20 protein-coding genes are annotated in these 25,510 nt (G+C 65.7%); 12 read left to right on the plus strand and 8 right to left on the minus strand.

The window, feature by feature from the left end; translation table 11 throughout:
* The first annotated feature begins 176 nt into the window (after positions 1 to 176).
* From JHL17_RS00270 to JHL17_RS00285, 4 genes are read left to right on the plus strand one after another with little or no spacing between them, the layout of a single operon-like run.
* Positions 177 to 1,790 (plus strand): MBL fold metallo-hydrolase, encoded by a 1,614-nt coding sequence (locus JHL17_RS00270; protein WP_200190053.1) that lies wholly within the window; start codon positions 177 to 179, stop codon positions 1,788 to 1,790.
* A complete protein-coding gene (locus tag JHL17_RS00275) occupies positions 1,787 to 3,016 on the plus strand; it encodes an HlyD family secretion protein (protein WP_247893217.1) in 1,230 nt (409 codons plus the stop codon). Before JHL17_RS00270 ends, JHL17_RS00275 begins: the two co-directional genes overlap by 4 nt.
* Positions 3,013 to 5,868 (plus strand): ribosome-associated ATPase/putative transporter RbbA, encoded by a 2,856-nt coding sequence (rbbA, locus tag JHL17_RS00280; protein ID WP_200190054.1) that lies wholly within the window; start codon positions 3,013 to 3,015, stop codon positions 5,866 to 5,868. The genes JHL17_RS00275 and rbbA overlap by 4 nt, the downstream gene beginning before the upstream one ends.
* A 3-nt stretch (positions 5,869 to 5,871) precedes the next feature.
* Entirely contained in the window at positions 5,872 to 6,999 is a 1,128-nt protein-coding gene (locus JHL17_RS00285) for an ABC transporter permease (protein ID WP_200190055.1), read from the plus strand.
* Positions 7,000 to 7,066: 67 nt separating this feature from the next.
* Here the strand turns inward: JHL17_RS00285 and JHL17_RS00290 are convergent, their stop codons facing one another.
* The 5 genes from JHL17_RS00290 to galU form a co-directional block, all read right to left on the minus strand.
* Complete coding sequence (locus tag JHL17_RS00290; protein ID WP_200190056.1) at positions 7,067 to 9,829, minus strand: KGGVGR-motif variant AAA ATPase; 2,763 nt, start codon at positions 9,827 to 9,829, stop codon at positions 7,067 to 7,069.
* 10 nt (positions 9,830 to 9,839) lie between these two features.
* A complete protein-coding gene (locus tag JHL17_RS00295; RefSeq protein WP_200190057.1) occupies positions 9,840 to 10,364 on the minus strand; it encodes a hypothetical protein in 525 nt (174 codons plus the stop codon).
* Between the two features lie 404 nt (positions 10,365 to 10,768).
* Positions 10,769 to 12,169 (minus strand): phosphoglucomutase/phosphomannomutase PgmG, encoded by a 1,401-nt coding sequence (pgmG, locus tag JHL17_RS00300; RefSeq protein ID WP_200190058.1) that lies wholly within the window; start codon positions 12,167 to 12,169, stop codon positions 10,769 to 10,771.
* Positions 12,170 to 12,208: 39 nt separating this feature from the next.
* Positions 12,209 to 13,540, minus strand: coding sequence for a UDP-glucose dehydrogenase family protein (locus JHL17_RS00305; RefSeq protein WP_200190059.1), 1,332 nt, complete (start codon positions 13,538 to 13,540; stop codon positions 12,209 to 12,211).
* Positions 13,541 to 13,751: 211 nt separating this feature from the next.
* Positions 13,752 to 14,621, minus strand: a complete 870-nt coding sequence (galU, locus tag JHL17_RS00310; protein WP_200190060.1) for a UTP--glucose-1-phosphate uridylyltransferase GalU — start codon at positions 14,619 to 14,621, stop codon at positions 13,752 to 13,754.
* Between the two features lie 403 nt (positions 14,622 to 15,024).
* Here galU and JHL17_RS00315 point away from each other — a divergent pair, with 403 nt between their 5' ends.
* From JHL17_RS00315 to JHL17_RS36860, 3 genes are all read left to right on the plus strand, one after another.
* Positions 15,025 to 15,762 carry an RluA family pseudouridine synthase gene (locus JHL17_RS00315; RefSeq protein WP_200190061.1) on the plus strand — a complete coding sequence of 246 codons (738 nt, stop codon included), beginning with the start codon at positions 15,025 to 15,027 and terminating at the stop codon, positions 15,760 to 15,762.
* A gap of 104 nt (positions 15,763 to 15,866) precedes the next feature.
* A complete protein-coding gene (locus JHL17_RS00320; protein WP_200190062.1) occupies positions 15,867 to 16,139 on the plus strand; it encodes a GNAT family N-acetyltransferase in 273 nt (90 codons plus the stop codon).
* A 196-nt stretch (positions 16,140 to 16,335) separates the two neighbouring features.
* Positions 16,336 to 16,524 carry a GNAT family N-acetyltransferase gene (locus JHL17_RS36860; RefSeq protein WP_247893218.1) on the plus strand — a complete coding sequence of 63 codons (189 nt, stop codon included), beginning with the start codon at positions 16,336 to 16,338 and terminating at the stop codon, positions 16,522 to 16,524.
* A gap of 7 nt (positions 16,525 to 16,531) precedes the next feature.
* On the opposite strand, the gene JHL17_RS00330 is transcribed toward JHL17_RS36860, so the two are convergent.
* Positions 16,532 to 17,437 (minus strand): GNAT family N-acetyltransferase, encoded by a 906-nt coding sequence (locus JHL17_RS00330; protein ID WP_247893219.1) that lies wholly within the window; start codon positions 17,435 to 17,437, stop codon positions 16,532 to 16,534.
* 456 nt (positions 17,438 to 17,893) lie between these two features.
* Between JHL17_RS00330 and JHL17_RS00335 the strand changes: the two genes are divergently transcribed.
* Positions 17,894 to 19,189, plus strand: a complete 1,296-nt coding sequence (locus JHL17_RS00335) for an O-antigen ligase family protein (protein WP_247893220.1) — start codon at positions 17,894 to 17,896, stop codon at positions 19,187 to 19,189.
* Positions 19,186 to 20,124: a glycosyltransferase family 9 protein gene (locus JHL17_RS00340; RefSeq protein ID WP_200190063.1), complete on the plus strand. Its 939-nt coding sequence runs from the start codon at positions 19,186 to 19,188 to the stop codon at positions 20,122 to 20,124. The genes JHL17_RS00335 and JHL17_RS00340 overlap by 4 nt, the downstream gene beginning before the upstream one ends.
* Here the strand turns inward: JHL17_RS00340 and JHL17_RS00345 are convergent.
* On the minus strand, positions 20,121 to 21,746 hold the full coding sequence (locus JHL17_RS00345; RefSeq protein ID WP_200190064.1) for a glycosyltransferase family 39 protein: 1,626 nt from the start codon (positions 21,744 to 21,746) through the stop codon (positions 20,121 to 20,123). The genes JHL17_RS00340 and JHL17_RS00345 overlap by 4 nt on opposite strands.
* A gap of 242 nt (positions 21,747 to 21,988) precedes the next feature.
* Between JHL17_RS00345 and JHL17_RS00350 the strand changes: the two genes are divergently transcribed.
* Positions 21,989 to 22,462, plus strand: coding sequence for a DUF2934 domain-containing protein (locus JHL17_RS00350; RefSeq protein ID WP_200190065.1), 474 nt, complete (start codon positions 21,989 to 21,991; stop codon positions 22,460 to 22,462).
* Between the two features lie 78 nt (positions 22,463 to 22,540).
* Positions 22,541 to 22,885: a four-helix bundle copper-binding protein gene (locus tag JHL17_RS00355; RefSeq protein WP_200190066.1), complete on the plus strand. Its 345-nt coding sequence runs from the start codon at positions 22,541 to 22,543 to the stop codon at positions 22,883 to 22,885.
* Between the two features lie 10 nt (positions 22,886 to 22,895).
* Here the strand turns inward: JHL17_RS00355 and JHL17_RS00360 are convergent, their stop codons facing one another.
* Positions 22,896 to 23,354: an MFS transporter gene (locus JHL17_RS00360; RefSeq protein WP_200190067.1), complete on the minus strand. Its 459-nt coding sequence runs from the start codon at positions 23,352 to 23,354 to the stop codon at positions 22,896 to 22,898.
* Positions 23,355 to 23,548: 194 nt separating this feature from the next.
* Here JHL17_RS00360 and ilvD point away from each other — a divergent pair, with 194 nt between their 5' ends.
* Positions 23,549 to 25,414 (plus strand): dihydroxy-acid dehydratase, encoded by a 1,866-nt coding sequence (ilvD, locus tag JHL17_RS00365; protein ID WP_200190068.1) that lies wholly within the window; start codon positions 23,549 to 23,551, stop codon positions 25,412 to 25,414.
* Positions 25,415 to 25,510: the final 96 nt, after the last annotated feature.

Genomic DNA, 25,510 nt, shown 5'->3' on the forward strand with positions numbered 1-25,510 from the left:
CTTCGTTTGCGCTGACGCGACAGGCGGATCGAAGATCCGCCGAATGCGGGGAGAAGGTCGGGATGAGGGGGTTCGGCGCAGCCGAAGAGATCCACGAAGCGGTTCCCCCTCACCCTAACCCTCTCCCCGGGGGGAGAGGGGATAGTCCCGGAGAGGAAAAACAAGGAGCTGACCCCATGTCCCTGTCGCTGACCTTCCACGGCGCCGCCGGAACGGTGACCGGCTCCTGCTTCCGCCTGTCCACGCCGTCGGGCGACGTGCTGATCGATTGCGGCATGTTCCAGGGCACCAAGACGATCCGGGAGTTGAACTACCGCCCCTTCCCCTTCGACCCGTCCTCGATCGCGGCGGTCCTGCTGACCCACGCCCACATCGACCATTCCGGCCTGCTGCCCAAGCTGACCCGGCTGGGCTTCCGCGGCCGGATCTACGCCACCGGCGGCACGGTCGATCTGCTGGAATACATGCTGCCCGACAGCGGCTACATCCAGGAGGGCGAGGTGGAGCGCCTCAACCGGCGCAACCGCCAGCGCGGCCGGGCCGCCGTCCAGCCGATCTACACCCAGGACGACGCCATCCGCAGCCTGCGCCGGCTTCGCCGCGTCGAGTACGACCGTTGGACCGACATCCTGCCGGGCCTGCGTGCCCGTTTCTGGCAGGCCGGCCACATCCTGGGCTCCGCGTCCGTCGAGATCGAAGCCATCGATGGCCTCGGGGGTGGCACCGCCGAGCCCACCCGCCTGCTGCTCTCCGGCGACCTCGGCCCCGGCGGCAAGAGCTTCCACGCCGACGCCGACGGGCCGGAACGGCCGGACTGGATGGTGCTGGAGACCACCTACGGCGACCGCGACCGCACCGACCTGGACGAAGCCGGGCGGCAGGCGGTGCTGCGGGCGGAGGTGTCGTCGGCGCTGGCGGCCGGCGGCGTCCTGCTGATCCCGGTCTTCGCGGTGGAACGCACGCAGGAACTGCTCTACGACCTCGACCGCCTGTTCGACGGCGGCCAGCTTCCCGCGGTGGACGTCTTCCTCGACTCGCCGCTGGCCGACGCGGTGACCGGCGTCTTCCGCCGCCATCTCGACGATCTGGAAACCCACGGCGATCCCTTCACCCGCGCCAACTTCCACCATGTCCGCGGCGTGCCGGAAAGCCAGCGGCTGAACGGGATTTCCGGCGGCGCCATCATCATGGCGGCGAGCGGCATGTGCGACGCCGGCCGGATCCGCCATCACCTGAAGAACCGCCTGTGGCGCCCGCAGGACACCGTGCTGCTGGTCGGCTACCAGGCCCCCGGCACGTTCGGCCGCCTGCTGCAGGAGGGAGCATCCCGCGTCCGCATCCATGGCGAGGAGATCGCCGTCAAAGCGCGGCTGCGCTCCATCGACGTCTATTCCGGCCATGCCGACCGCTCCGCCCTGCTCGACTGGGTGGATGCCCGCCACGGTGTCGGCCACGGCCTGTTCCTGGTCCATGGCGAGGAGGCCGCCCGGGCCTCCATCCGCCGAGCCCTGCTCGACAAGGGCTGGGCGCCGGACCGCATCGCCCTTCCGGCGCTGGACGACCGCGTCGACCTCGCCGCCCCGTGCCCGTTGGTACCGGCCGCCCCTCACCCCCGCCTCGCCCCCGCCGACCTCGCCGGCCGCGACTGGCACAACCATTATGCCGAAGCGCTGCTGGCGCTGCGCCGGACGCTGGACACCGCCCCCGACGACGCCGCGCGCGAGCGCATCCTGGCCGGCGTGATGGGCGCGCTCGACACCGACACCGCGGCGAACGGAGCGAAGCCATGACCCTCAAGCGCCTTCTCGCCGCCGTGGTCCTGCTGGCGCTGCTCGGCGCCGGGGCCGCCTATGGCTGGCGAACGATGCAGGGCAGCCGGCTGCCGGCCGGCTTCGCCGCCGGCAACGGCCGGATCGAGGCGAACGAGATCGACGTCGCCACCAAATACGCCGCCCGCGTCCTGACCATCCCGGTCGAGGAAGGCGATCTGGTGGAAGCCGGCGCCGTCATCGCCACGCTCGACACCCGCGACCTCGAAGCGCAGCTCCGCTCCGCCGAGGCCCAGCTGCGCCAGTCCCGCCGCGCCCGCGAGGAAGCGAACGCGCTGGTCGCCCAGCGCCTCAGCGAGGCCGATTTCGCCGCCAAGGAGCTGGAGCGGGCGCTGATCCTGTTCGGCAAGGGCCATGTCGCCGAACAGCGCGTCGATCAGGCCCGCAACAGCCGCCGCACCGCCGACGCCGCGCTGGAGGCCGCCAAGAGCCACCTCGCCAGCGCCGACGAGGCGATCGCCGCCGTCGCCGGCGACGTCGACCGGCTGACCACGCTGGTCGCCGACGGCGTGCTGAAGGCGCCGCGCAAGTCGCGCGTGCTCTACCGCCTGTCCGAACCGGGCGAGGTGCTGGCCGCCGGCGGCAAGGCGGCGACGCTGCTCGACCTGTCCAACGTGTACATGACCTTCTTCCTGCCGACCGACACGGCGGGAAATCTGGCACTCGGCGCCGAGGCGCGCATCCTGCTGGATGCGGTTCCCGACACCGCGATCCCTGCTGCCGTGACCTTCGTCGCCCCGCGCGCCCAGTTCACGCCCAAGCAGGTGGAGACCAAGTCGGAACGCGACCGCATGATGTTCCGCGTCAAGGCCCGCGTCCCGGAAGCGCTGGTCACCCGCTACATCGAGCGGGTGAAGACCGGCCTGACCGGCATGGCCTATGTGAAGCTCGACGACAAGGCGGCTTGGCCCGACTGGCTGGAATCGAAACTGACTCGGGAAGCGACCTCTTCCCCCCAGAATTCTCCCTCTCCCCCCCGGGGAGAGGGTCGGGGTGAGGGGGACGCACAGCGTGACTTCGCCGGGAACCAGCCACCCTCCGCCATTAAATCCAGCCCACGCGCCCCCCTCACCCTAACCCTCTCCCCGCTTTCGGCGGACCTTTGGTCCGCCTGTCGCGTCAGCGCAAACTTCGTTTGCGCGAGAGCGGGGGGGAGAGGGGATATACCCCAGGGCGAAAGATCATGACTCCCGCCCCAGCCGTCTCGCTGTCCGGCGTACGGCACCGCTACGGCCGGACGGTGGCGCTGGAGGACGCTTCCCTCGACATCCCCGCCGGCGCCAGCGTCGCGATCATCGGCCCGGACGGCATCGGCAAATCGACCCTGCTCGGGCTGATTTCCACGGCGAAAAAGGTCCAGCAGGGCAGCGTCCGCGTGCTCGGCACCGACCTCGCCGACCGCCGTGGCCGCGCGGCGCTCCAGCCGCGCATCGCCTACATGCCGCAGGGGCTCGGCCGCAACCTCTACGCCGACCTCAGCGTCGCCGAGAATCTCCAGTTCTTCGGCCGCCTCTTCGGCCTCGACGCCGCGGAGCGCCGGCGCCGCATCGCCGACCTGCTGGAGTCCACCGGCCTCGCCCCCTTCCCCGACCGCCCGGCCGGCAAGCTGTCGGGCGGCATGAAGCAGAAGCTCGGCCTCTGCTGCGCCCTGCTGCACGACCCCGACCTGCTGATCCTCGACGAGCCGACGACCGGCGTCGATCCGCTCTCCCGCCGCCAGTTCTGGGAGCTGATCGCCCGCATCCGCGCCGGCCGCCCCGGCATGACGGTGCTGGTCGCCACCTCCTACATGGACGAGGCGGAGCGTTTCGACCGGGTCGTGATGATGAACGCCGGCCGCCTGCTCGCCCACGACACTCCCGCCGCCCTGAAGGCGCGCACCGGCACCGCCGAACTGGAGGAAGCCTTCGTCGCCCTGCTGCCGGAGGAGGTCCGGCGCGGCCACGAGCGCCTCGTCGTCCCGCCCCGCCCGCCCGAGCCCGCCGATGCCGAACCGGCCATCGAGGCGGTCGGCCTGACCCGCCGCTTCGGCGACTTCACCGCGGTGTCGGACATCAGCTTCCGCATCGGCCGCGGCGAGATCTTCGGCTTCCTCGGCTCCAACGGCTGCGGCAAGACCACCACCATGAAGATGCTGACCGGCCTGCTGCCCGCCAGCGCCGGCGAGGCGAGGCTGTTCGGCCGGCCGGTGGATGCCGGCGACATGGAGAGCCGCCGCCGCGTCGGCTACATGGCCCAGGCCTTCTCGCTCTATGGCGAGCTGACGGTGCGCCAGAACCTCGACCTGCACGCCCGCCTGTTCGACCTCGATGGCGCCGACGCCCGGCTGGCGGCGCTGGTCGAGCGCTTCGGCCTGCCGCCCTATCTCGACGCCGTGGCCGACCGGCTGCCGCTGGGGGTGCGGCAGCGGCTGTCGCTGGCCGTCGCCATCCTGCACGGTCCGGAGCTGCTGATCCTCGACGAGCCGACCTCCGGCGTCGATCCGGTGGCGCGCGACCAGTTCTGGCGCGACCTGATCGCCCTGTCGCGCGACCAGGGGGTGACGATCTTCGTCTCGACCCATTTCATGAACGAGGCGGCGCGCTGCGACCGGGTGGCCTTCATGAATGCCGGCCGCGTCATCGCCGCCGGCCCGCCCGACGAGCTGCGCCGCCAGCAGCAGGCCGACAGCCTGGACGACGCCTTCATCGGGTTCATGCGGCAAGCTGAGGAGAATGCTCAACTCGACACCCCGCCCACTCCCCCTCTCCCCCCCGGGGAGAGGGTCGGGGTGAGGGGGACGCACAGCGTGACTGTCCCGAAAATCCTCGCTTCGGAACCCCCTCACCCTAACCCTCTCCCCGCCTCTCGGCGAAGCTTCGCTTCGCCTGCCGGCAACACAAGCGGAGCTTGTGTTGGGGGGGAGAGGGGACCCTTCGTCTCCACCCGCCGCCTGCTGGCCTACGCCTGGCGCGAAACCCTCGAACTCCGCCGCGATCCCGTCCGCCTGACCGTCGCCCTGCTCGGCACCGTCCTGCTCATGCTGGTCTTCGGCTTCGGCATCACCATGGACGTGGAAAATCTGACCTTCGCCGTGCTCGACCACGACCGCTCCCCCGAGAGCCGCGCCTATGTCGAGCAGTTCGACGGCTCGCGCAGCTTCCGCGCCACCCCGCCGGCGATCGACGCCCGCGATCTCGCTCTGCGCCTGCAACGCGGCGAGGCGGCGCTGACCATCGAGATCCCCGAAGGGTTCGGCCGCGATCTCCGCCGCGGCAGACCCCCGGAGGTGGCGGTGCGCATCGACGGCGCCATGCCCTTCCGGGCGGAGACGATCCAGGGCTATGTCGCCGGCCTGCACCAGCGCTTCATCGAGGATGCCGCCACGGCGTCCGGCGTCGCCCTGCCCGCCCCGGCCGCCACCCTGGAGATGCGTTACCGGTACAACCAGGCCTTCCGCAGCCTCGACGCCATGGTGCCCAGCGACATCGGCCTGCTGCTGGTCTTCATCCCCGCCATCCTCGCAGCACTCGGCGTGGTGCGGGAAAAGGAACTCGGCTCGATCACCAACCTCTACGTCACCCCGGTGACGCGGCTGGAATTCCTGCTGGGCAAGCAGCTGCCCTACATCGCGCTCGCCGCCTTCAACCTGCTGCTGATGGTGGCGATGGCGGTCACGCTGTTCGGGGTGCCCGTGAAGGGCAGCCTGATCGGGCTTCTGCTCGGCGGGCTGGTCTATGTGGTGGCGACCACGGCCCTGGGGCTGCTGATCTCCGTCTTCACCGCGACCCAGACGGCGGCGGTGTTCGGCACCGCCATCGTCACCATGCTGCCGGCCACGCAGTTCTCCGGCATGCTGCAGCCGGTGGCGACGCTGGAAGGCGGGGCTTGGCTGTTCGGCACGCTGTTTCCCACCACCCATTTCCTCAAAGTGTCGGTCGGCGCCTTCACCAAGGGGCTGGCCTTTCCGGAGCTTCTTCCCTTCATCCTGGCGACCGCCGCCTTCATCCCCGTCTTCCTGGCGCTCGGCGTCGCCTTCCTGCCGAAACAGGAGCGCTGAGCCATGATGCGCTTCCTCCGCAACAGCCTGACGCTCGCGCGCAAGGAATGGATCAGCCTGCTGCGCGACGCCTTCATGCTGGGCTTCGTCGTCTATTCCTTCACCTTTTCCGTCTACAGCCAAGCGACCGGCATCTCGCACGAGCTGCGCAACGCCGCCATCGCCATCGTCGACGAGGACCGCTCGACCCTGTCGCAGCGTCTGGCCTCCAGCTTCCATCGGCCGGAGTTCCAGACCCCGGTGATGATCGGCCATGCCGAGGTCGATCCGGCGATGGATTCCGCCCGCTATACCTTCGTCCTCGACATCCCGCCCGATTTCCAGGCCGACGTGCTGGCCGGCCGCAGCCCGGCGATCCAGCTGCTGATCGACGCCACCGCGATGATGCAGGCCGGCATCGGTGCCGGCACCATCCAGGGCATCGTCGAGGACGAGGTCGGCCGCTTCGTCCGCCGCGAGGCCGACGGCAGCGCCGCCCCGGTGTCGCTCCAGCTCCGCGTCGCCTACAACGAGGCGCTGGATACGAAATGGTTCACCGGCACCATGTCGGTGGTCAGCAACGTCACCATGCTGGCGGTGCTGCTGTCCGGCGCCGCCCTGATCCGCGAGCGCGAGCACGGCACGCTGGAGCATCTGCTGGTGATGCCGGTGCGGCCCGCCGAGATCATGGCGGCCAAGGTGCTGGCGAACGGCGCGGTGATCCTGGTGCTGACGCTGGTGGCGCTCTATGCCGTGCTGCGCGGGCTCCTGTCGGTGCCGCTGGCCGGATCGGTCCCGCTGTTCCTGGCCGGGACGGCGCTCTACCTGTTCTTCGCGACGGCGCTCGGCATCTTCCTCGGCACCGTGGCGCGCTCGATGCCGCAACTGGGGCTTCTGTTCATCCTGATCGTGCTGCCGATGAACATGCTGTCCGGCGGTTTCACCCCGCTGGAAAGTGAACCGCAATGGCTGCAGATGGCGATGCAGCTGTCACCCTCGACCCATTTCGTCGCCTTCGCCCAGGCGATTCTGTTCCGCGGTGCCGGCTTCGACGTGGTATGGCCGCGTTTCGCCGCGACCGCCGGGATCGGCGCGCTGTTCTTCGCCTGGAGTCTGGCGCGCTTCAGAAAGCATCTGGCGAGTTTCCGGTGAAGGAGCGCCCCCTCACCGGAAATTTATCCGATTCGGCTTAATGAATTCTCTATTCGCAGGTTACTTTTTACTGAGCACGTGCACGACGCATCAAAGTCACAACCTTTCTACGCGCACCCCCTCCGTAGTATAGTCTAAGCCCGCTACGATAAATTTCTGGAACAAAATACTCATCCTCGCGCCTGAAAAATATGCCGAATTCGAGCAAAGCAGAAAGCTCCGGCTCTTCCAATCGTTGCACGGCATCTCGAGAAGACCACGGCAATTCACGGAGATTATGCGGCATTCCAGATATTTTCCTAAATATTCCTTCAAGATAAGCATTTTCTTCTCCTGTTTCTTTTACCCTCTCTTCGCTACAAGGCTCTATTGCATCGCGAATTGCCTTCGGCGTCAAAATTCTATCCTCCGAAAATCTATCATGAACATTCGATTTTTCAGCTGAAATATAAATAAAGCGAACCAAATCCCGTGCCTGAAGCACAGTACGGAAATTGGACAGTGACGACATCACCCACTCCAGGGTTCTCGCTTCTTTAGAGTCATTTGAACCGAGCTTCCAACCCCATAGGGGCATCAACGCTTCTGCTCGAGTCTCCTCATCCATCCCAATCAAATCAATAGGCGCCACTACCTCCGGGATGGCCTCTGCCTGTTGTGCTATCCACAGAGCCAAAGCAGCTGCTTCATTCCAGTTCCATCGCAGAGCAAAAGGTTCATATCGGGCCTGAAATTGACCAAAATTCATCAGTAATGCTGATTTTGCTAAGTCTTCGCGAACAAATGCCACAAAACCGATAGATCTATCAGGTGTCTGTGCAAGCCAATCTGGAACCTGCCTCAACAACGACTCCAATGCCACTTGTTCAACTTGATCGGAGTTAAAACGCTGGAAAAGCGTTTCTAATCCATCAAACACGACAACGATCCGACGCTGCCGATTTTTAAGCGCTTCGCGAAGTCTAGCTATACCCGATACTTCTTCTTTTGCTTCATAACCACAGCGTCGTGCAATAAGTTCAAGCCAGAAGTTTCTCCATGCCCCACTTTTCAATGCATCGTCACCAGCTTTGAAATGCCCAACAGCATCTCCAAGGCTTGAATGATCGATGGGAGATCCCGCTCCATCCCGAGTCGCCATTTCCTCAAGCCACTCGGTGATTGCTCGTTTGCGGTCTACATGCAGTTCATCAGGTACGAGGATCGGTACAATTTCAGCATCGACCTGTCCATCAAAATCAGGGATAACTTGCCGCGCAAAGTTCTGCCAAGTTTTTGACTTTACGACAGATGTAAAAGTGTACGTCTTTCCAGATCCCTTGTCGCCAAGAACGACAACATTAGGCAGTTCGCTTCGAAAGCTTGAAACAAGCTTGTTAAGAGAACGGGTAGCGAAAATTCTAGATTGGCTTGCATTCTCAGCATAGACAGATTCTTTAGCGAATTCTGCAAGCATGGCACGTTTCCGCTCAAGCCCCACATTACCATGGGAACTCTGAATTATCGACACCGTGGCCGTTGGAGTAGGTGGTAGATCAATCAGGAATGCGTCCAAGACTTTGGAAGGAAGGTCACTTGCCATCAGCCGTTCTTGGACTTTTTCCAGGTCTGAGGGCAAAATAGAAATGGATGAAAGGCGATCAATAACGATCGGTGCAAGAGATCGATCCAGAAAAGGATTCTCTTCACTCCCCTCGTTAGTTAGCTCAGTAGAAATCTGTCCAATTTCCTGAAATTTTGCGTACAATTTTTCCTCAAGGGATTTAAGAGCATTGTCCCCTTCCTCAATCATTGAGCTATCAGTTGGCTTCTGATTAACAATTACATAAGGAATGTTCTTCAAACGCTCTCCGGTGCTGTCCGTCCATTTCTTAGCAACATCTCGCAATGATTCCAGAAGATGAAGCGTTCCATCAATTGCTTGACCGTTCAATGTTGTGACCAACACATGCTGAAGTCGAGGATCAAGAAAGAGTGATGCTACCAACTCTGACATACCTGCACGCAGGTCGACCAAAACCACATCTGCACCAACCCTCTTTGCTACCGCCCCCAATAATTCGCCCATAAAGAAAGCAGAACGTCGTGTAGAGACCGTCAGTGCGTCTGGAGTAACAAGAGGAGGAGCCAAATCTCGTGTACAAGGCAGAATAAAAATTGAATGAAAAACTTGATCTACCAAGCGCTCGCTTACCAATTCCACAGTATTTTCGGCAGATGGATGCGGATCAGTATGCGCAAGCGCAATCAAATCCGCAAACGATACTTTAGGAACAGGAAGCGTTACATTAAGTAATGCTGATATACCTGGCGCTTCAAAATCAGAATCGACCAGAAGCACACGTCTTCCTTGCTTTGCAAGAGCAAAGGCGAGGGCAAGGGTGATGGTAGTCCGTCCCATACCGCCTTTAGATGAATGGAAAGTCAATATTGGCGGCACATCAGACAATTCGCGAACCGCAGGCAACTCATATGTAGGGTGATAAACAACAGATCGCCCTCGCAGAACGGACGGTCTGAGCTTGATCACCCGATCCACTTCTTCGCCCGAATCCAGTTGCTCAATATCTACAGCAATAAGCCGGTCATTTCCGTTAATTGGCTTGTCAAGGTTGATAATATTTCTCTGTGGATCAAAACGTGGACCAAATAGTTCTCCGAGCCACTCATTAATTTCTCCAATATCCGCACCAAACGTCACAGATAGTATAATACGCGTCGGCAATGGCTCTGCCGAAATTAAGCAATTCGGAGCAGTATCATTCGCCTGCTTGCTGCGCAGCCGATCAAGTATATCAACCCAAGTATAGCAGTAAATTTCGCTGATCATATTGTTTTCCTCAGCCGAGACGCCGATTCAGAACTTGGCAGATACTTTCTAACCAAGTTTCTATTTGATTCCTAAATTGCGGACATACCTTCACGCCATATCTCGCTGCCTCATGTATTTTGAACGGTCGAAATGATAACCCTCTCCCATTGTACATGATAGGAAAATTCCCTGGACAATCTACTATATCGGTAGCGTTAATATTTGCTATTGTGATTAAAATCTCTAAGTCATGGCCATCTTTTTTCCGATAATTTTGATTCATATATTCACCTAGATCCTCTGAGTCTTTTAGGGTATGTTCGTGCATACAGATTGCTTTGAGTCCTGCTTCAGCGGCATAGAACAGCAGCATAAGCCGCGGACGAGTATATTCCGTCAGAGTCTGTGCAGCTTGGTAATTTCTTTTGAATGCCTGCCCCATAGACCTTCTATCAGAGGGTACGCGTGCACTCATCTTCTTCAGCCCTTTATGAAATCCAGTTGAGCACTCTGGAGAATTCTTCCCGTGCCCATTTCTTACCACCTCTGCCACAACTTCCTTCCGCCTACAAGATGTAAAGTTTTTAGGCAATGTAGGACGAAACGTTTTGGTAGCAAATCAGATACAAAGAATGATTTTAGGCATTTACGATGCGGGCCTACGGCGGAGAGCAAGAAATAAAACCAAAAAAAGATACCGGATTTGCGAAATTTACTCATAAAAAAAAGAAAACAAAAGCACTGAATTATTTATAGAAAACGTTGAAATATTTTATAAATATAAAAATTTTCACTGTAACCAACCAAACCTAATGCAGAAAAATAAATAGAAACGAGTCATTAACCTGAAAAACTGCTTCCGAACGAGTTTTCTCTGAAACGTCGTTCGGAAGCGTAAGCACAACGTCCGCCGCATATTATTCGAAAAAAAGCATATGCGGCAGATTAAATTGTATATTAGTGCGACCCGCCGCCCTCGAAGGACGGCGCCGACAGCCCCGAGGCCACCAGCTGCTCGATCAGCGCGCCCTTCAGCCGCTCCAGCCCGTCCTGGCTGTAGGACTCGGCGCGGGCCACCAGCACGTCCTGGGTGTTGGATGCGCGCAGCAGCCACCAGCCGTCGTCGGTCGTCACGCGGACGCCGTCGATGTCGTTGACCTTGGCGCCCGACGCCTTGACCCGGCCCTTGACCTCCTCGACCACGGCGAACTTGCGTTCCTCGTCGATCTGGAAGCGGGTCTCCGGCGTGTTGACCATGTCCGGCAGGCCGTCGCGCAGGGCCGCCAGCGTGGTGTCCAGCTTGCTGACCAGCCCGGCGAGGCGGACGCCGCAATAGAGCGCGTCGTCGAAGCCGTACCACTTGTCGGCGAAGAAGATGTGGCCCGACATCTCGCCGGCCAGCGGCGAGCCGGTCTCGGCCATCTTGGCCTTCAGCAGCGAGTGGCCGGTCTTCCACATCAGCGGGGTGCCGCCATGCTTGGCGATCTCGTCGAACAGGGCCTGGCTGGCCTTGACGTCGGCGATGATGGTGGCGCCCGGATGGCTCTTCAGCACGTCGGCGGCATAAAGCGCGACCAGCTGGTCGCCCCACACCACGCGGCCCTTGTGGTCGATGGCGCCGATGCGGTCGCCGTCGCCGTCGAAGCCGATGCCGATGTCGCAGCCATGCTCCGCCACCGCCTTCTTCAGGTCGACGAGGTTGGCCTCGACCGTCGGGTCCGGATGGTGGTTGGGGAAGTTGCCGTCGATGTCGTCGAAAAGCAGGACATGCTTGCCCGGCAGCTTGGCGGTCAGGCGGCGCAGGATCTCGCCCGCCGCGCCGTTGCCGGCGTCCCAGGCGATCTTCAGGTCGCGGGTGCCGTCATAGTCCTTCAGCAGGCGGGCGACATACTCGTCCTGGACGTCGATCTTCTCCGACGAGCCCTGGCCCTGCTCCCAGTCGGCCTTGCCCGCCATGGTGCCGAGTTCCAGGATCTGCTGGCCATAGACCGGACCCTTGCCCAGCATCATCTTGATGCCGTTGTAGTCCGGCGGGTTGTGCGAGCCGGTGATCATGATGCCGGCCGCCGCCTCGCGGTCGCGGGTGGCGAAATACAGCATCGGCGTGGGGCCGAGCCCGATGCGCAGGACGTGCAGGCCGGTGGAAACCAGCCCCTCGACCAGCGCCTCCTCCAGGTCCGGCGAGGACAGACGGCCGTCGTAGCCGACGCAGACCGTCTTGCCGCCCTTGCGCACCACCACGGTGCCGAAGGAACGGCCGACCGCGCGGGCGTCCGCCGGGGTCAGCGTCTTGCCGACGATGCCGCGGATGTCGTATTCGCGCAGCACCGTGGGGTGGAAGGTATGGGCTTCGCTCATCGTCTCGTTAGTCCTCTGTTGGACGCCGTCTTTGGACCGTCAGCCGCGGTCCATCCCGCCGGCCGGCGACGGCCGGCCGATGGAGGTATAGGTGAAGCCGGCCTTCGCCATGTCGTCGGGGTTGTAGATGTTGCGCAGGTCGATCATCACCGGCCGCTTCAGCATCGACTTGACCCGACGCAGGTCGAGCGCGCGGAATTCATTCCACTCCGTGAGAATAGCGACGCAATCGGCCCCCTCCAAGGTGCCGTATGCGTTCTTCGCCCATTCCACGCCGGGCAGCAGCTTCTCGGCCTCGTGCATCGCCGCCGGATCGAAGGCGCGCACGTGCGCACCGGCCGCCTGGAGCGCCGGGATGATGTCGAGCGACGGGCTGTCGCGCATGTCGTCGGTGTTCGGCTTGAAGGCGACGCCCAGCACCGCGACGGTCTTGCCGTCCACCGTCCCGCCGCAGGCGGCGATGATGCGCTCGGCCATCTGCTTCTTGCGCTTGTCGTTGATGTCGACCACCGTCTCGATGATGCGCAGCGGGCTGCCGAACTGCTGGGCGGTGCGGACCAGCGCCAGCGTGTCCTTCGGGAAGCAGGACCCGCCATAGCCCGGACCCGGGTGCAGGAACTTCTTGCCGATGCGGCCGTCCAGCCCGATGCCGCGGGCGACGTCGTGGACGTTGGCGCCCACCTTCTCGCACAGATCGGCGATCTCGTTGATGAAGGTGATCTTGGCGGCCAGGAAGGTGTTGGCGGCGTATTTGGTCAGCTCCGCCGTCTCCAGCGAGGTGATGACGATCGGCGTCTCGATCAGGTAGAGCGGCCGGTAGAGCCGGCGCATCACCTCGCCCGCGCGCTCCGACGTGGCGCCGATGACGACGCGATCGGGCCGCATGAAGTCGCCGATGGCCGAGCCTTCGCGCAGGAATTCCGGGTTGGAGGCGACGTCGAACTCGGCTTCGGGACGGACGCGGCGGATGATCGCCTCGACCTCGCGGCCGGTGCCGACCGGGACCGTCGACTTGGTCACCACCACCGTGTAGTGGTCGAGATGCTGGGCGATCTCCTCGGCGGCGCCATAGACGTAGGACAGGTCGGCATGGCCGTCGCCGCGGCGCGACGGGGTGCCCACCGCGATGAAGACGGCGTCGACGCCCTGCATCGCCTCCTTGAGGTCCATGGTGAAGGACAGGCGGCCGGCGGCGACGTTGCGGGCGACGAGGTCGTCCAGGCCGGGTTCGTAGATCGGAATCTCGCCGCTCTTCAGCCGCTCGATCTTGCCGGCGTCCTTGTCGACGCAAGTAACGTGCACGCCGAATTCCGAAAAGCAGGCGCCGGAGACCAGGCCGACATAGCCCGTGCCGATCATCGCAATGCGCATCGCGTCCCCCTCATGTCCTCGAAAGGATGCTGTATGTCTGTGGGATGCCCTGGTGGGTCTTCACCATGGGGCGTTCCTCATGGCCGGCCTTTTCATGCCGCCGGCTCTTTTCTCAAGCCACAATTCTCAAGGCGCAGCCCAAACGCGCGTGCCCGCCGCCGTCCGGGTCAGGGGACGGGGCGGGCGCGGCGTCATGCAGGCTGCCCGTCGGTCAGCAATATTTGCGCAGCATCTCGCGCACCTTGTCGGCCATGTCCGGCCGGTTCAGCGCGTGGGCCAGCGTCGCCTCGATGAAGCCGACCTTGTCGCCGCAGTCGTAGCGGGTGCCTTCGAAGCGCAGGCCGTGGAACGGCTGGTTGCCGATCAGGTTGGCCATGGCGTCGGTCAGCTGGATTTCGTTGCCGGCGCCGCGCTGCTGCTTTTCCAGATGGTCGAAGATTTCCGGCTGCAGGATGTAGCGGCCGATGATCGACAGGGTCGACGGCGCATCGGCCGGCTTCGGCTTCTCGACCAGGCCGCGGACGGTGGCCAGACGGCCGTCGTCCTTCTCGACGTCGAGGATGCCGTAGCTGCTGGTGCGCTCGCGCGGCACGTCGACGACGGCGACGACGTTGCCGCCGACCTCCTCATAGGCCTCGACCATCTGCTTCAGGCAGGGGGTCTTGCCCTGGACGAAGTCGTCGGGCAGCACGATGGCGAAGGGATCGTTGCCGATCAGGGCGCGGGCGCACCACACGGCATGGCCGAGGCCCAGCGGAACCTGCTGGCGGGTGTAGAAGCAGCGGCCGGGCGCGATCTCGCTGTGGCGGACCTCTTCCAGCGCGTCCATCTTGCCGCGCTCTTCGAGCGTGCGGTTCAGTTCGGTATCGGCGTCGAAATGGTCTTCGATGGCGCGCTTGGAGCGGCCGGTGACGAAAACGAAATCCTCGATGCCGGCGGCGCGCGCCTCTTCGACGGCATGCTGCAGCAGGGGGCGGTCGACCAGGGGCAGCATCTCTTTCGGGATGGCCTTGGTGGCCGGCAGGAAGCGCGTGCCGAGACCGGCGACCGGGAACACCACCTTGCGCACGGGTTTCCGCATTGGACGTCTCTTGTGGTTGAGGCGAAGTCAAATCCATGGTGCCACGGCATGGCCCGACCGCAAGCGGAGCCTGCGGAAGCACAAGCGTGGTCACCGGCTTTCTGCCACGCCTTCCGCGACGGCGCAACAGACCTTCCGAGACCGGGCAAAAGGCTAGTCCTGGCGGCCGAAATCAAATGAAAGCCGGCCGAATGTCCTCGTTCAAGCCGGTCTTTATCCGCAAGGTCCGAAGCGGCCCCGCACCTTTCTCATAGGCAGTAACGCTTGGAAAAGCAGCGGAAACCTCTGGCGCGACACCGTGCCGCTGCCTGTCGGCCGACATAGCGTAAATAACTGACTTTCCGTATGACGTTTCATTGCAAATACTTGCGCGAACGGTCCGCAGGCGGCCATGGTGCCGGCCATGATCCCCGACTCGCTTGCCTTCCCGTCTCCGCCTCCGGCCTCGCTCACCGCGGACCAGCTGCGCGCCCGCGTCCTGCACCGGGACGAACAATGCTTCGTCATCGACAAGCCGGCCGGCCTGGCCGTCCACAAGGCCGGCCGCATCACCGACCATCTGGAACTCTACCTGCCCCACCTGGCGGAGCCGGATGGAGAGCCGCCGAAGCTCGCCCACCGGCTGGACCGCGACACCGCCGGCTGCCTGATCCTGGGCCGCATGCCCTGGGCACTGAAGCGCTTGGGCCAGATGTTCGCCGCCGGCCATGTCGAGAAGACCTATTGGGCGGTGGCCGACGGCATCCCGGCGGCGGAGGCCGGCGTGATCGACCTGCCCCTGCTCAAGAAGATCGAAGCCGGTGCGGCGCGCTCCTCCTGGACCATCCTGCCCGACCCGGCCGGCCAGCCGGCCGTCACCGAATACCGGGTCCTCGGCACCGGAAACGGCCGTTCCTGGCTTGAGCTTCGCCCGCGCACCGGCCGCACCCACCAGATCCGCGTCCATTGCGCCGCCCTCGGCTGCCCGCTGACGGGAGAGCCCTTCTACGGACCCGAACGCCGGCCGCCCGGCAATCTGCACCTGCTGGCCCGTTCCGTCGCTTTCCGCATGGCCTTCGAATACGAACCGGTGAGCGCCATCGCCCCGGCGCCGGAGCATATGCGGGACGCGCTGTCCGCCTGCGGCTGGCGGGGGGAGTGAGGGTCGGGAGAGAGGCGGTTTTACCGAAAAAGGGGGACCGCCGACCGGTTCGCCGCATCCCGCTGTTGAAGGAAGTAGCCCTCGCAACCGACGGAGCAAAGAGGATGGGACAGACGGTCACCGACAACCACGCGATGAACCGGTTCGAACTGGCGGTCGGCAGCCAGACGGTCTTCGCCGACTACCGCCGCAACGGCCAGACCCTGGTGATTTCCTACGTCGAGGCCCCGCCTTCGCTGCGCGGCACCGGCGCCGCAGGCCGCCTGATGGAAGGCGTGGTGGAGGCCGCCCGCGCCGAGGGACTGAAGATCGTTCCCCTCTGCGGCTATGCCGCCATGTGGATCCGCCGCAACCGGCACACCGACCTGCTGGCGTGAGAAGGGCTTCAGGCGCAGCCTGAAAGCTGGGAACGTTCCCCGCGAGTGCCTTCCCCGGGAGTGCCGGACGAGGCTATGCGCACGACAGAGCTCAGGCCGCTGCTACCGGACGATGCGGAGGCGTTCCGCGCCCTCCGCCTCGAAGCCCTGCAACGGCATCCAGAACAGGCGGGGCAGCGGTCTTGCCGATGCAGCCTTGACCACCTTGCTCACCTATGCTGCAGAACATGTCGAGCAGATCCATCTGTCCGTCGCGGCGGTCAATGAACGGGCCGTCGGCTTTTACCGACGCCTGGCCTTCGAAACGTTTGGAACGGCACCGCGGGTGCTGAAGGTGAATGGGGTCTATGTCGACGAGCTTCTGATGGTGAAATTCCTGCGCTGATCAGACCTCACCCCAACTCGAAGCTCGTAACCCCGAACATCCGCCCCAAATCCGTCACCGGAGCCGGTCCCAGATACATCCTGGCGGTCTCGAACTGCGGCACCAGCCCCAAGTCTTCCGCCAGCCGCACCGCCACCCCGTTCGGCTCCGGCACATCGAGGAACACCGGGCCGGCGCCGGCTGCCCGAGCGAGCGCCAGCACCAAATCCCGCGCCACCGTCCCGTCCGCAGCATAGAGCGGGCCGATCTTGAAACCGCTATGGCAGGGGCGGATCACTCCGAATCCGATCACCCCGCCTTCCCTCACCGCCGCCAGCGCCGTGGCCCCCGGCAGGGCGATCCAGTTGGCGAGGAAACCGGGGCGCGGGGCTGGGAACAACTCGGCATCCAACGCCGTCAGCCGGTCGAACGGCACCGTCCGGGCGTCCACCAGACTGGTTCCGCCCACCTCGCCGTCCGGCACGCTGCCGCCGAAGCGGATGTTGCGGTGGGACAGGGCGAAGCCCGACTTGCGGTAGTTCTCCTGCTGGGCGACCACGCCGTCGAGGCCGACGGTGCAGCCCTCCAGATGACGCAGCCCAGCCTGCCACAGCCCCCAGCCGAAGCCGCGCCCGCGCGCCTCCGGCCGCACGATGTAGAAGCCGAGGAAGCCGAACTTCCCCGGATAACGGACGACGGAAAGCGAGGCCACCGGCTGCCCGTCCAGCAGCCCGACCAGGAAGCCCGCCGGATCGACGGCATGGAAGGCGCCGGCATCGTACAGTCCGGGGTTCCACCCCTCCGTCCGCGCCCAGTCCACGGCAAGGTCGAGGTCCGCCCGGCTCATCACACGGACCCGGTAGCCTTCGGTCCCCTGCCCCGCGTTGCGTTCCATCTCCACCCCCTTCGAACGATCCGCTTCGATAGAGAGCATAACGCAATCCATGGCGTGCCGAAGGCTATCCAGCGACACAGCCAGAGGCCTCCCCTCAGGATGAGGAGAGGAGACCATACGCGATTTTCTCCCAACCCTTTCCCCAAACTCCGGCATCCATGATAGGAATACCCTCCTGCCCCTGCCAGGAAGGAACCACCATGCCCCGCCGGATGCCGCCCCCCCGATCTGCCTTGCTCACCAAGGGCTTCACCCAGGATGAAACAGTGGAACGCCGCGCAGATTCCTGTTTCACGGCGTTTCAAATGTTCAGCTCGGCACCGCCCCGGCACCACCCCGCCGTCGGGTCAAACAATGGAACAGCACCCTGAACCCTGTTCCACGGCGTTTCAAATGTCCCTTCCGGCGCCGGCCTCCCACCGACCGCGCGCCGTTGCTTTCGCGGCGAAGGTGCGGTTAAGTCCCCGCCGGTTTCCGCTGATCCGCGTCGAGGTCATGCCCGTCGAGTCCCTGGACGCCACCGCGTCACGCCCCGCTTCCGCGTCTTCCGCCCCCGCCCCTGGCCCCGCCGGCAAAGGGGTCGATGCCGCGTTGCGGAGTCTGGCCGGGGCGGCGGCCCTGGTGCTGGGGCCGCTGGCGGCCCTCGCCCCGCGCGGGCTGCCGGTCTGGGCGATCGTCTTTCTGCTGCTGTCGCTGGCCGGACTGGCGCGGCGCGGCGCCTTCGGGCGCATCCTGCGCCTGACGCCGGCGGTCGCCGCGGTGGGCGCCTTCCTGATCCTGGCCCTGGCCTCCAGCCTGTGGAGCCCGTCGGACCGCGCGCTGCAGACCGTGCTGGAGATCGGCTACATCGCGCTCGGCGCGCTGGCCGGCGGCGCCTGGATCGCCGGGCTGCCGGCGGCGGACGCGCGGCGGCTGGCCGGGCTGTTCCTGGCCGGCGGGCTGGCCGGCGGGCTGCTGTTCGCGGTGGAAGCGGCGCTGGACTTCCCGCTGAACCGCTGGTGGAACAGCGTGCCCGACGACCAGCTGCCCAACCTGCTGAACGGCAATGTGCCCAAGCGGACGGCGGCGCTGCTCTGCCTGCTGGTCTGGCCGGCCGCCCTGGCGGTCGACCGTTTCCGACGCCGGGCGCTGGCCCTGCTGGTGCCGGTCGGCTATGCGCTGGCCTGCCTGCCGCTGACCAGCCGGTCGGCCATGCTGGGCATCGCCGCCGGGCTGGTCACGCTGGGCGCCGCCCGTGCCTCCGCCCGCTGGACCCGCCGGCTGTTCGCCGCCGCGGTGACGGCCGCCTTCCTGCTGGTGCTGCCCGCCGCCCTGCTGTTCTCCGGTCCGCTCAACCTCGACCATTCCGCCCTGCTGTTCCGCTCCGCCCAGCACCGGGTCGAGATCTGGGGCCATGCGGCGGAGCGCGCGCTCCGCACGCCGGTGTTCGGCCAGGGCATCGACGCCTCGCGCTCCCTCCCGCCGGAAGGAGCGGTGTCGGACTTCTCGCCGATCGGCGACAGCCTGCTGCCGCTCCACCCCCACAACGCCTTCCTCCAGGTCTGGCTGGAGACCGGGGCGGTCGGGGCGGCGCTGGCGCTGGCGGTGATGCTGATGCTGCTGGCCGCCACCGCCCGGCTCGACCGCCGCGACCAGCCCTTCGCGCTCGCCCTGTTCGCCACGGCGATGGCGATGGGCAGCACCGCCTACGGCATCTGGCAGCCCTGGTGGATGGCAGGCTTCCTTTCCGCCGCGCTGATGCTGCGGCTGGCAACCCGTATCGGGGCCCGCATCGGGGACAAGACACGATGAGCAAGCGTCCGCTCCGCATCCTGGTCATCAAGCTGGGCGCCTTCGGCGACTTCTTCCTGGCCCAGACCACCTTCGCCGCCATCCGCCGCCACCATGCCGGCGACTGGCTGACCCTGCTGACGCTGCCCTCGCTGGCTCCACTCGCCCGGATGAGCGGCCTGTTCGACGAGGTGCTGGAGGACCCGCGCGACCGCTCGCTGTCGGCCTATCTGGCGATCCGCCGGGCCTTGCGCGCCCAGCGCTTCGACCGCGTCTACGACCTCCAGGCGCAGACGCGCACCGACCTGTACCACCGGCTGCTGTTCCCCGGCCCCTGGCCGGAATGGTCGGGCACCGCCCGCGGCGCCTCCCACCCCGACCGCTACGAGGGGCGGCGCAAGGTGCCGGTGCGCGACCGCTATGTCCGCCAGCTCGCCCCCTTCGGCATCATGCCGGACGAGACGCCGGACCTGTCCTGGCTCGACGCCGACATTGCCAAATTCGGCCTGCCGGAGCGCTTCGCCCTGCTGGTTCCCGGCTCCTCCCCCGGACGGCCGGACAAGCGCTGGCCGGCCCGCCGCTATGCCGAGGTGGCGGCGGCGCTGGCCGGCCGCGGCATCGTGCCGGCGGTGATCGGCACCGGCAGCGAGCGCGACCTCGCCCGCGTGATCGCGGAAACCTGCCCGCAGGCGGTCGACCTCACCGACCGCACCAGCGTGCCGGAGCTGGGCGGGCTGGCGCGCCGGGCCTGGGGGGCGGTCGGCAACGACACCGGCCCGACCCACCTGATCGCCGCCGTCGGCTGCCCCACCGTGGTGGTCTTCTCCGACGCCTCCAAGCCGATCCACAGCACCGGCCCACGCGTGCTGATCCACCACCGCCCGGACTTCGCCGACATCGACAGCGCCGGCGTGGTCGAGGCGCTGGATCGCGCCCGGGACAAGGGAGGCGCCTAGCGGCAGAATGGGAACGGTGAAACCTTGGGCATGTAGATCGGGATCCAGTCGCAATGGGTGACCGGGTTCGGCAGCTTGCGGGTTTCGATGATCGGCCAGGCATGGGCCGCCACCACCACCAGCGCCACCACCCCCAGGATCCAGCGCCGCGGCTTCTTGCCGTTCAGCAGCTCCGGCATCCGCGTCAGCACCCAGGCCGCCGACAGGATCGCCAGCGGGTCGGTGTAGGCGGCATAGGCGCGCTGGAATCCGCGCAGCGAGAACAGCGCCTCCAGTCCCCAGGCGACCAGCAGCAGGAACAGCGCCTGCACCGCGGCCAGCCTTTCGCCGCGGCTCCACAGCACCACCGCCCCGGCGATGGCGAACCACTCGACGACGATGGTCTGCGGGATGTTGTCGGGATGCAGGACGATGGTGCGGATCGCCAGAGTGCGGCCGATGCCGGCCAGCAGCAACGCCAGCGTCCCCTCCCCCACAACCTGCCCCTGGCCGTTCAGCGCAGCGCCATGCCGCCAGGACGAGAAGACGAACATGTGCTCGACGAAATTCGCCACGGCGATGGCGTTCTGCTCGTTCCAGCGGATGTCGAGCGTCAGAAGCCCGACCGCCAGCCCCAGCAGCACCGCCGCCGCCCCGGCCACGGCACGGGCCGCCGGCACGCGGTGCACCACCGCATGGACCAGGATGCCGACCAGCACCCAGCCGGCGACGATGCTCTGATAGCCGCCGCCCGACAGCCCGCCGCCGACGGGGGTGTAGGGATAGAAAGCCCGGCCCCAGCCCGCCAGCCCCGCCTGGATCAGTCCGAAGGCCGGCACCGCCGCCGCAGCCGCCAGCAGCCCGGCCAGCGCCGCCGCGCCCCAGCCGTTTCCAGAACCGGTCTCCGGTTCCGCCCGCCGCCCGAACAGAATCGCCGCCACCGGCAGCCCCATCGCCAGGAACACCGCCTGCACCTTGGTCACCATGGCAAGACCGACCAGCAGCCCGCCCAGCGCGAGTTGCAGCAGCGACGCGCCGCCGCCGCCCCGCCCGTCGGCCGGCCGCACCGCCCGCAGGACCAGCAGCAGCCCCAGCACGACGAAGCCGGCCGACAGCAGGTCGGTGCGCATCTGCCGCCCCTGCGCCGTCAGCCCGACGCCGAAGGCCAGCAGGATCCCGGCCAGCAGAGCCACCCGCCGGTCGCCGACCAGCCCGCGCAACAGCGTGGCATAGCCGACGGCGAAGGTGGCGGTCAGCAGGATCGACAGCACCCGCCCGGCCTGGACCAGCGACTGCCACACCGCCTGCGTCGCGGCCACGTCGCTGCCCGGCGGCAAAGCCGACAGCGTGGCGACCGGCAGCAGCCCCACCGCATGCAGCAGCCGGTACCAGAGGTCGATCACCAGGAAATAGCCGTAGCCGGGATGGTCGAAATACTCCTGCGGCAGGTCGTCGCCGAACAGCAGCCCATGATAGGCCAGCACCAGATCCTGGTCGGCATGCACCCAGTAGGGCAGCCGGAATCCGACCAGCAGGACCGACAGCGCCATCGCCGCCGCCAGCCCGGCGCACAGCAGCCACCAGGGCGCCGCCGCGACGCGGTCGAGCAGGGACGGACGGGCGAGGGAGGGTGCAGGCGTCATGATGGGCGCGCTCGCGGTTCGGATCGGCGGGCGCCTTGTGGCACGGAATGCGCCGGTTGGGAACCATCTCCCGTTGCCTCCGGGAACCAGTCCGATCCTGCGGTGTTGCCCTCATGGAACGGCGGAGTCCGGAGTCTTCGCCTCTTTCGTGGTGCCTCGCACGAGTGGCTTTGCAACGTTGGCGGGTCGCTGCCACAAAATACGGTATGGCAGACCCGCCGGGCAGACAAATGGGGGACTCGATGGCCGATACCGACGATATCCAGGAGCGTATCCGACGCCGTGCCCACGAGCTGTGGGAGAGCGAGGGCCGCCCGCACGGCCGCGATTCCGACCATTGGAGCCAGGCGGAGGCGGAAATCCGCGGTGCCGGCGCGCTGGAACCGACCGGCAAGGTCGCCGGATCGCGCAGGAAGACCGCCGCCTCGAAGGCGACCTCCAAGCCCGTCGGCAAGAGCACCCGCGCCGCCGCCGAATCCCTGTCGGAGGTCGCGAACGGCCCGGCGGCCGAACCCGCCAAGCCGGCGAAGGCCAAGCCGGCCGCCCCCAAGGCCAAGGTCGACGCAACTCCGGCCGAAGAGGCTGCTCCCGCCAAGGCTCCTGCGAAAGCCGCCGCCAAGGCGACGCCCGCAAAATCCCCGACTGCAAAGTCCCCGGCCGCCAAGCCGCCGCGCAATTCGAAGAAGGACGGCGGCAAGAGCGCCACGGCCGGCTGATCCCAGCCTCCGCCGGAACCCTTCAGCCCCGAAGCCGGTTGTCAGGGCGATCCTGCAATCTTCTCCGGAGGACCCGTCATGGCCGGTACGCCGTCGATGGACGACTGCATCCGCAACTGCACCGACTGCCACACGATCTGCCTGGAAACCGTCGCCCACTGCCTGAACAAGGGCGGCGCGCATGCGGAGGCCGGGCATATCCGCCTGCTGCTCGACTGCATCGACATCTGCCGCACCAGCGCCGACTTCATGATCCGCGGCTCCCGCTTCCATCACCTCACCTGCGGCGCCTGCGCCGAGATTTGCGCGGCCTGCGCCGATCAGTGCGACCGCATGGCCGACAACGCGATGATGAAGCGCTGCGCCGAGATGTGCCGCCGCTGTGCCGAAAGCTGCCGGGCGATGTCGAGCATGGCCGCCTGATTTTGGCTGCCTACTCCATCACCGCGGCTTCCTCCGGTGCCGGGGCTCCCGCCTTCGGCCGCCGGAGCAGCAGCAGCATCGGGATGACCAGCAGGTTCTGTAGCATCGGCGGCAGCAGCGCCATGATCGCCAGCAGGATCACGCCGATCACGAAGATCAGGATCAGCCCGGTGACGAAATTGCGGTCGCGCAGCAGGGCCGGGTCGAGGGAGGGCTCGGTCTTCGTATTGCCGTGGGCGGTGGCGATGTGGATGGCGAAGACCCAGAAGGCGCAGGCGGCCAGCGCCGTCTGCTTGATCCCCTCGTTCCGCGCCAGGGTGGCGATCACCGACCATTTAGCGCGGGTCAGGCCGAAATGGCAGGCCCGTTGGTCGAAACGGACGCGCATGATGCGCGCGGTGTCGGTCAGGACCGCGCCCAAGCTCACCGAATGGAGGATTTCGGAGCGGGGATCGGGAGAGGAAGACATCGGTCCATCGTAAGCTTGCCTATCATCGGCAATCCTCGCGGCATGCATGGCAGGGCCACGGCGACGTCGCGCCTCTGGCGTCTCAGACAGGATCGCGCCTCTGGCGCGCGCGACAGGAGATTGCTAAGGTGCCCACCCGTTTCGTTCCATTCCTTTCGCCAACTCGCCCAAATCGACCAGCTGAGGACCGATCCATGCCGCACTACCGTTCCCGCACCTCCACCCACGGCCGCAACATGGCGGGCGCGCGCGGCCTGTGGCGGGCGACCGGCATGAAGGACGGCGATTTCGGCAAGCCGATCATCGCCATCGCCAACTCCTTCACCCAGTTCGTTCCCGGTCACGTCCACCTGAAGGATCTTGGCCAGCTGGTGGCGCGCGAGATCGAGAAGGCCGGTGGCGTTGCGAAGGAATTCAACACCATCGCGGTGGATGACGGCATCGCCATGGGCCATGGCGGCATGCTGTACAGCCTGCCCTCGCGCGAGCTGATCGCCGACGCGGTGGAGTACATGGCGAACGCCCACTGCGCCGACGCGCTGGTCTGCATCTCCAACTGCGACAAGATCACCCCCGGCATGCTGATGGCCGCGATGCGGCTGAACATCCCGGCGGTCTTCGTCTCCGGCGGCCCGATGGAGGCCGGCAAGGTCAAGTGGCGCGGCAAGGTCAAGTCGGTCGACCTGATCGACGCCATGGTCGCCGCCGCCGATCCGACCGTCTCCGACGAGGAGGCGGCGGAGATGGAGCGCGGGTCCTGCCCGACCTGCGGCTCCTGCTCCGGCATGTTCACCGCAAACTCGATGAACTGCCTGACCGAGGCGCTGGGCCTGTCGCTGCCCGGCAACGGCACCATCCTGGCGACCCACGCCGACCGCAAGGAGCTGTTCCTCGCCGCCGGCCGCATGGCGGTCGACCTCTGCCGCCGCTGGTACCAGGAGGAGGACGCCACCGCCCTGCCGCGCGGCATCGCCACCAAGGAAGCGTTCGAGAACGCGATGACGCTCGACATCGCCATGGGCGGCTCGACCAACACCGTCCTGCACATCCTGGCGGCGGCGCAGGAGGGCGGCATCGATTTCACCATGGCCGACATCGACCGGCTGTCGCGCCGCGTTCCCAACGTCTGCAAGGTCGCCCCGGCGGTGTCCGAAGTCCATATCGAGGACGTTCATCGCGCCGGCGGCATCTTCGGCATCCTGGGCGAGTTGGACCGCGCCGGCCTGCTGAACCGCGAAACCCCGACCGTGCACGCGCCGTCGCTGGGCGAGGCGCTGGACCGCTGGGATGTGGTGCGCACCCAGGACCAGGCCGTCCACACCCTCTACCGCGCCGCGCCGGGCGGCATTCCCACCGTCGTCCCCTTCAGCCAGGAACGCCGCTGGCCGGAACTGGACCTCGACCGCGAGAAGGGCGTGATCCGCAAGGCGGAGAAGGCCTTCAGCCAGGACGGCGGCCTCGCCGTCCTGTACGGCAACATCGCGGAGAACGGCTGCATCGTGAAGACGGCGGGCGTCGATGCGTCCAACCTCGTCTTCGCCGGCCCGGCCCGCGTCTTCGAAAGCCAGGACGACGCCGTCGCCGGCATCCTGGGCGACGTGGTCAAGGCGGGCGAAGTGGTGGTCATCCGCTATGAGGGTCCGCGTGGCGGTCCCGGCATGCAGGAGATGCTGTATCCGACCAGCTACCTGAAGTCGAAGGGGCTGGGCAAGGCCTGCGCGCTGGTCACGGACGGCCGTTTCTCCGGCGGCACGTCGGGCCTGTCGATCGGCCACGTCTCGCCGGAAGCGGCGCAGGGCGGCGCCATCGGTCTGGTTCAGGATGGCGACCGCATCGAGATCGACATCCCCAACCGCATCATCCGCCTTGCCGTCGACGACCAGGAGATTCAGAGCCGCCGCGACGCGATGAACGCCAAGGGCATGGATGCCTGGAAACCGGCCGGCCGCGTCCGCATGGTCTCTCCGGCCTTGCGCGCCTATGCCGCCCTGACCACGAGCGCCGACCGCGGTGCCGTGCGCGACGTATCCCAGGTGGAGAACATCGCCGTTCGCCGCTGATCCAATGTGAGCCGGGTAGCACCAACCGCCCCCCGAGTCAGACAGAACGGATATTCATCACAAGTAACAATCAAAGCGCCGCGCAAGTCGCGGCGC

Origin of the sequence: Azospirillum endophyticum (genome assembly GCF_016595245.1) — a bacterium.
GTDB lineage: Bacteria > Pseudomonadota > Alphaproteobacteria > Azospirillales > Azospirillaceae > Azospirillum > Azospirillum endophyticum.

Bases quoted from the DNA above. Each gene is read 5' to 3' on its own strand.
- JHL17_RS00350 (WP_200190065.1), top strand. From the start codon at position 21,989: ATGGCCGATACCGACGATATCCAGGAGCGTATCCGACGCCGTGCCCAC.
- JHL17_RS00330 (WP_247893219.1), bottom strand. From the start codon at position 17,437: ATGCTCTCTATCGAAGCGGATCGTTCGAAGGGGGTGGAGATGGAACGC.
- JHL17_RS00315 (WP_200190061.1), top strand. From the start codon at position 15,025: ATGATCCCCGACTCGCTTGCCTTCCCGTCTCCGCCTCCGGCCTCGCTC.
- galU (WP_200190060.1), bottom strand. From the start codon at position 14,621: ATGCGGAAACCCGTGCGCAAGGTGGTGTTCCCGGTCGCCGGTCTCGGC.
- ilvD (WP_200190068.1), top strand. From the start codon at position 23,549: ATGCCGCACTACCGTTCCCGCACCTCCACCCACGGCCGCAACATGGCG.
- JHL17_RS00285 (WP_200190055.1), top strand. From the start codon at position 5,872: ATGATGCGCTTCCTCCGCAACAGCCTGACGCTCGCGCGCAAGGAATGG.
- JHL17_RS00355 (WP_200190066.1), top strand. From the start codon at position 22,541: ATGGCCGGTACGCCGTCGATGGACGACTGCATCCGCAACTGCACCGAC.
- pgmG (WP_200190058.1), bottom strand. From the start codon at position 12,169: ATGAGCGAAGCCCATACCTTCCACCCCACGGTGCTGCGCGAATACGAC.
- JHL17_RS00320 (WP_200190062.1), top strand. From the start codon at position 15,867: ATGGGACAGACGGTCACCGACAACCACGCGATGAACCGGTTCGAACTG.
- JHL17_RS00305 (WP_200190059.1), bottom strand. From the start codon at position 13,540: ATGCGCATTGCGATGATCGGCACGGGCTATGTCGGCCTGGTCTCCGGC.
- rbbA (WP_200190054.1), top strand. From the start codon at position 3,013: ATGACTCCCGCCCCAGCCGTCTCGCTGTCCGGCGTACGGCACCGCTAC.
- JHL17_RS00290 (WP_200190056.1), bottom strand. From the start codon at position 9,829: ATGATCAGCGAAATTTACTGCTATACTTGGGTTGATATACTTGATCGG.
- JHL17_RS00275 (WP_247893217.1), top strand. From the start codon at position 1,787: ATGACCCTCAAGCGCCTTCTCGCCGCCGTGGTCCTGCTGGCGCTGCTC.
- JHL17_RS00335 (WP_247893220.1), top strand. From the start codon at position 17,894: ATGCCCGTCGAGTCCCTGGACGCCACCGCGTCACGCCCCGCTTCCGCG.
- JHL17_RS00345 (WP_200190064.1), bottom strand. From the start codon at position 21,746: ATGACGCCTGCACCCTCCCTCGCCCGTCCGTCCCTGCTCGACCGCGTC.
- JHL17_RS00360 (WP_200190067.1), bottom strand. From the start codon at position 23,354: ATGTCTTCCTCTCCCGATCCCCGCTCCGAAATCCTCCATTCGGTGAGC.
- JHL17_RS00270 (WP_200190053.1), top strand. From the start codon at position 177: ATGTCCCTGTCGCTGACCTTCCACGGCGCCGCCGGAACGGTGACCGGC.
- JHL17_RS00340 (WP_200190063.1), top strand. From the start codon at position 19,186: ATGAGCAAGCGTCCGCTCCGCATCCTGGTCATCAAGCTGGGCGCCTTC.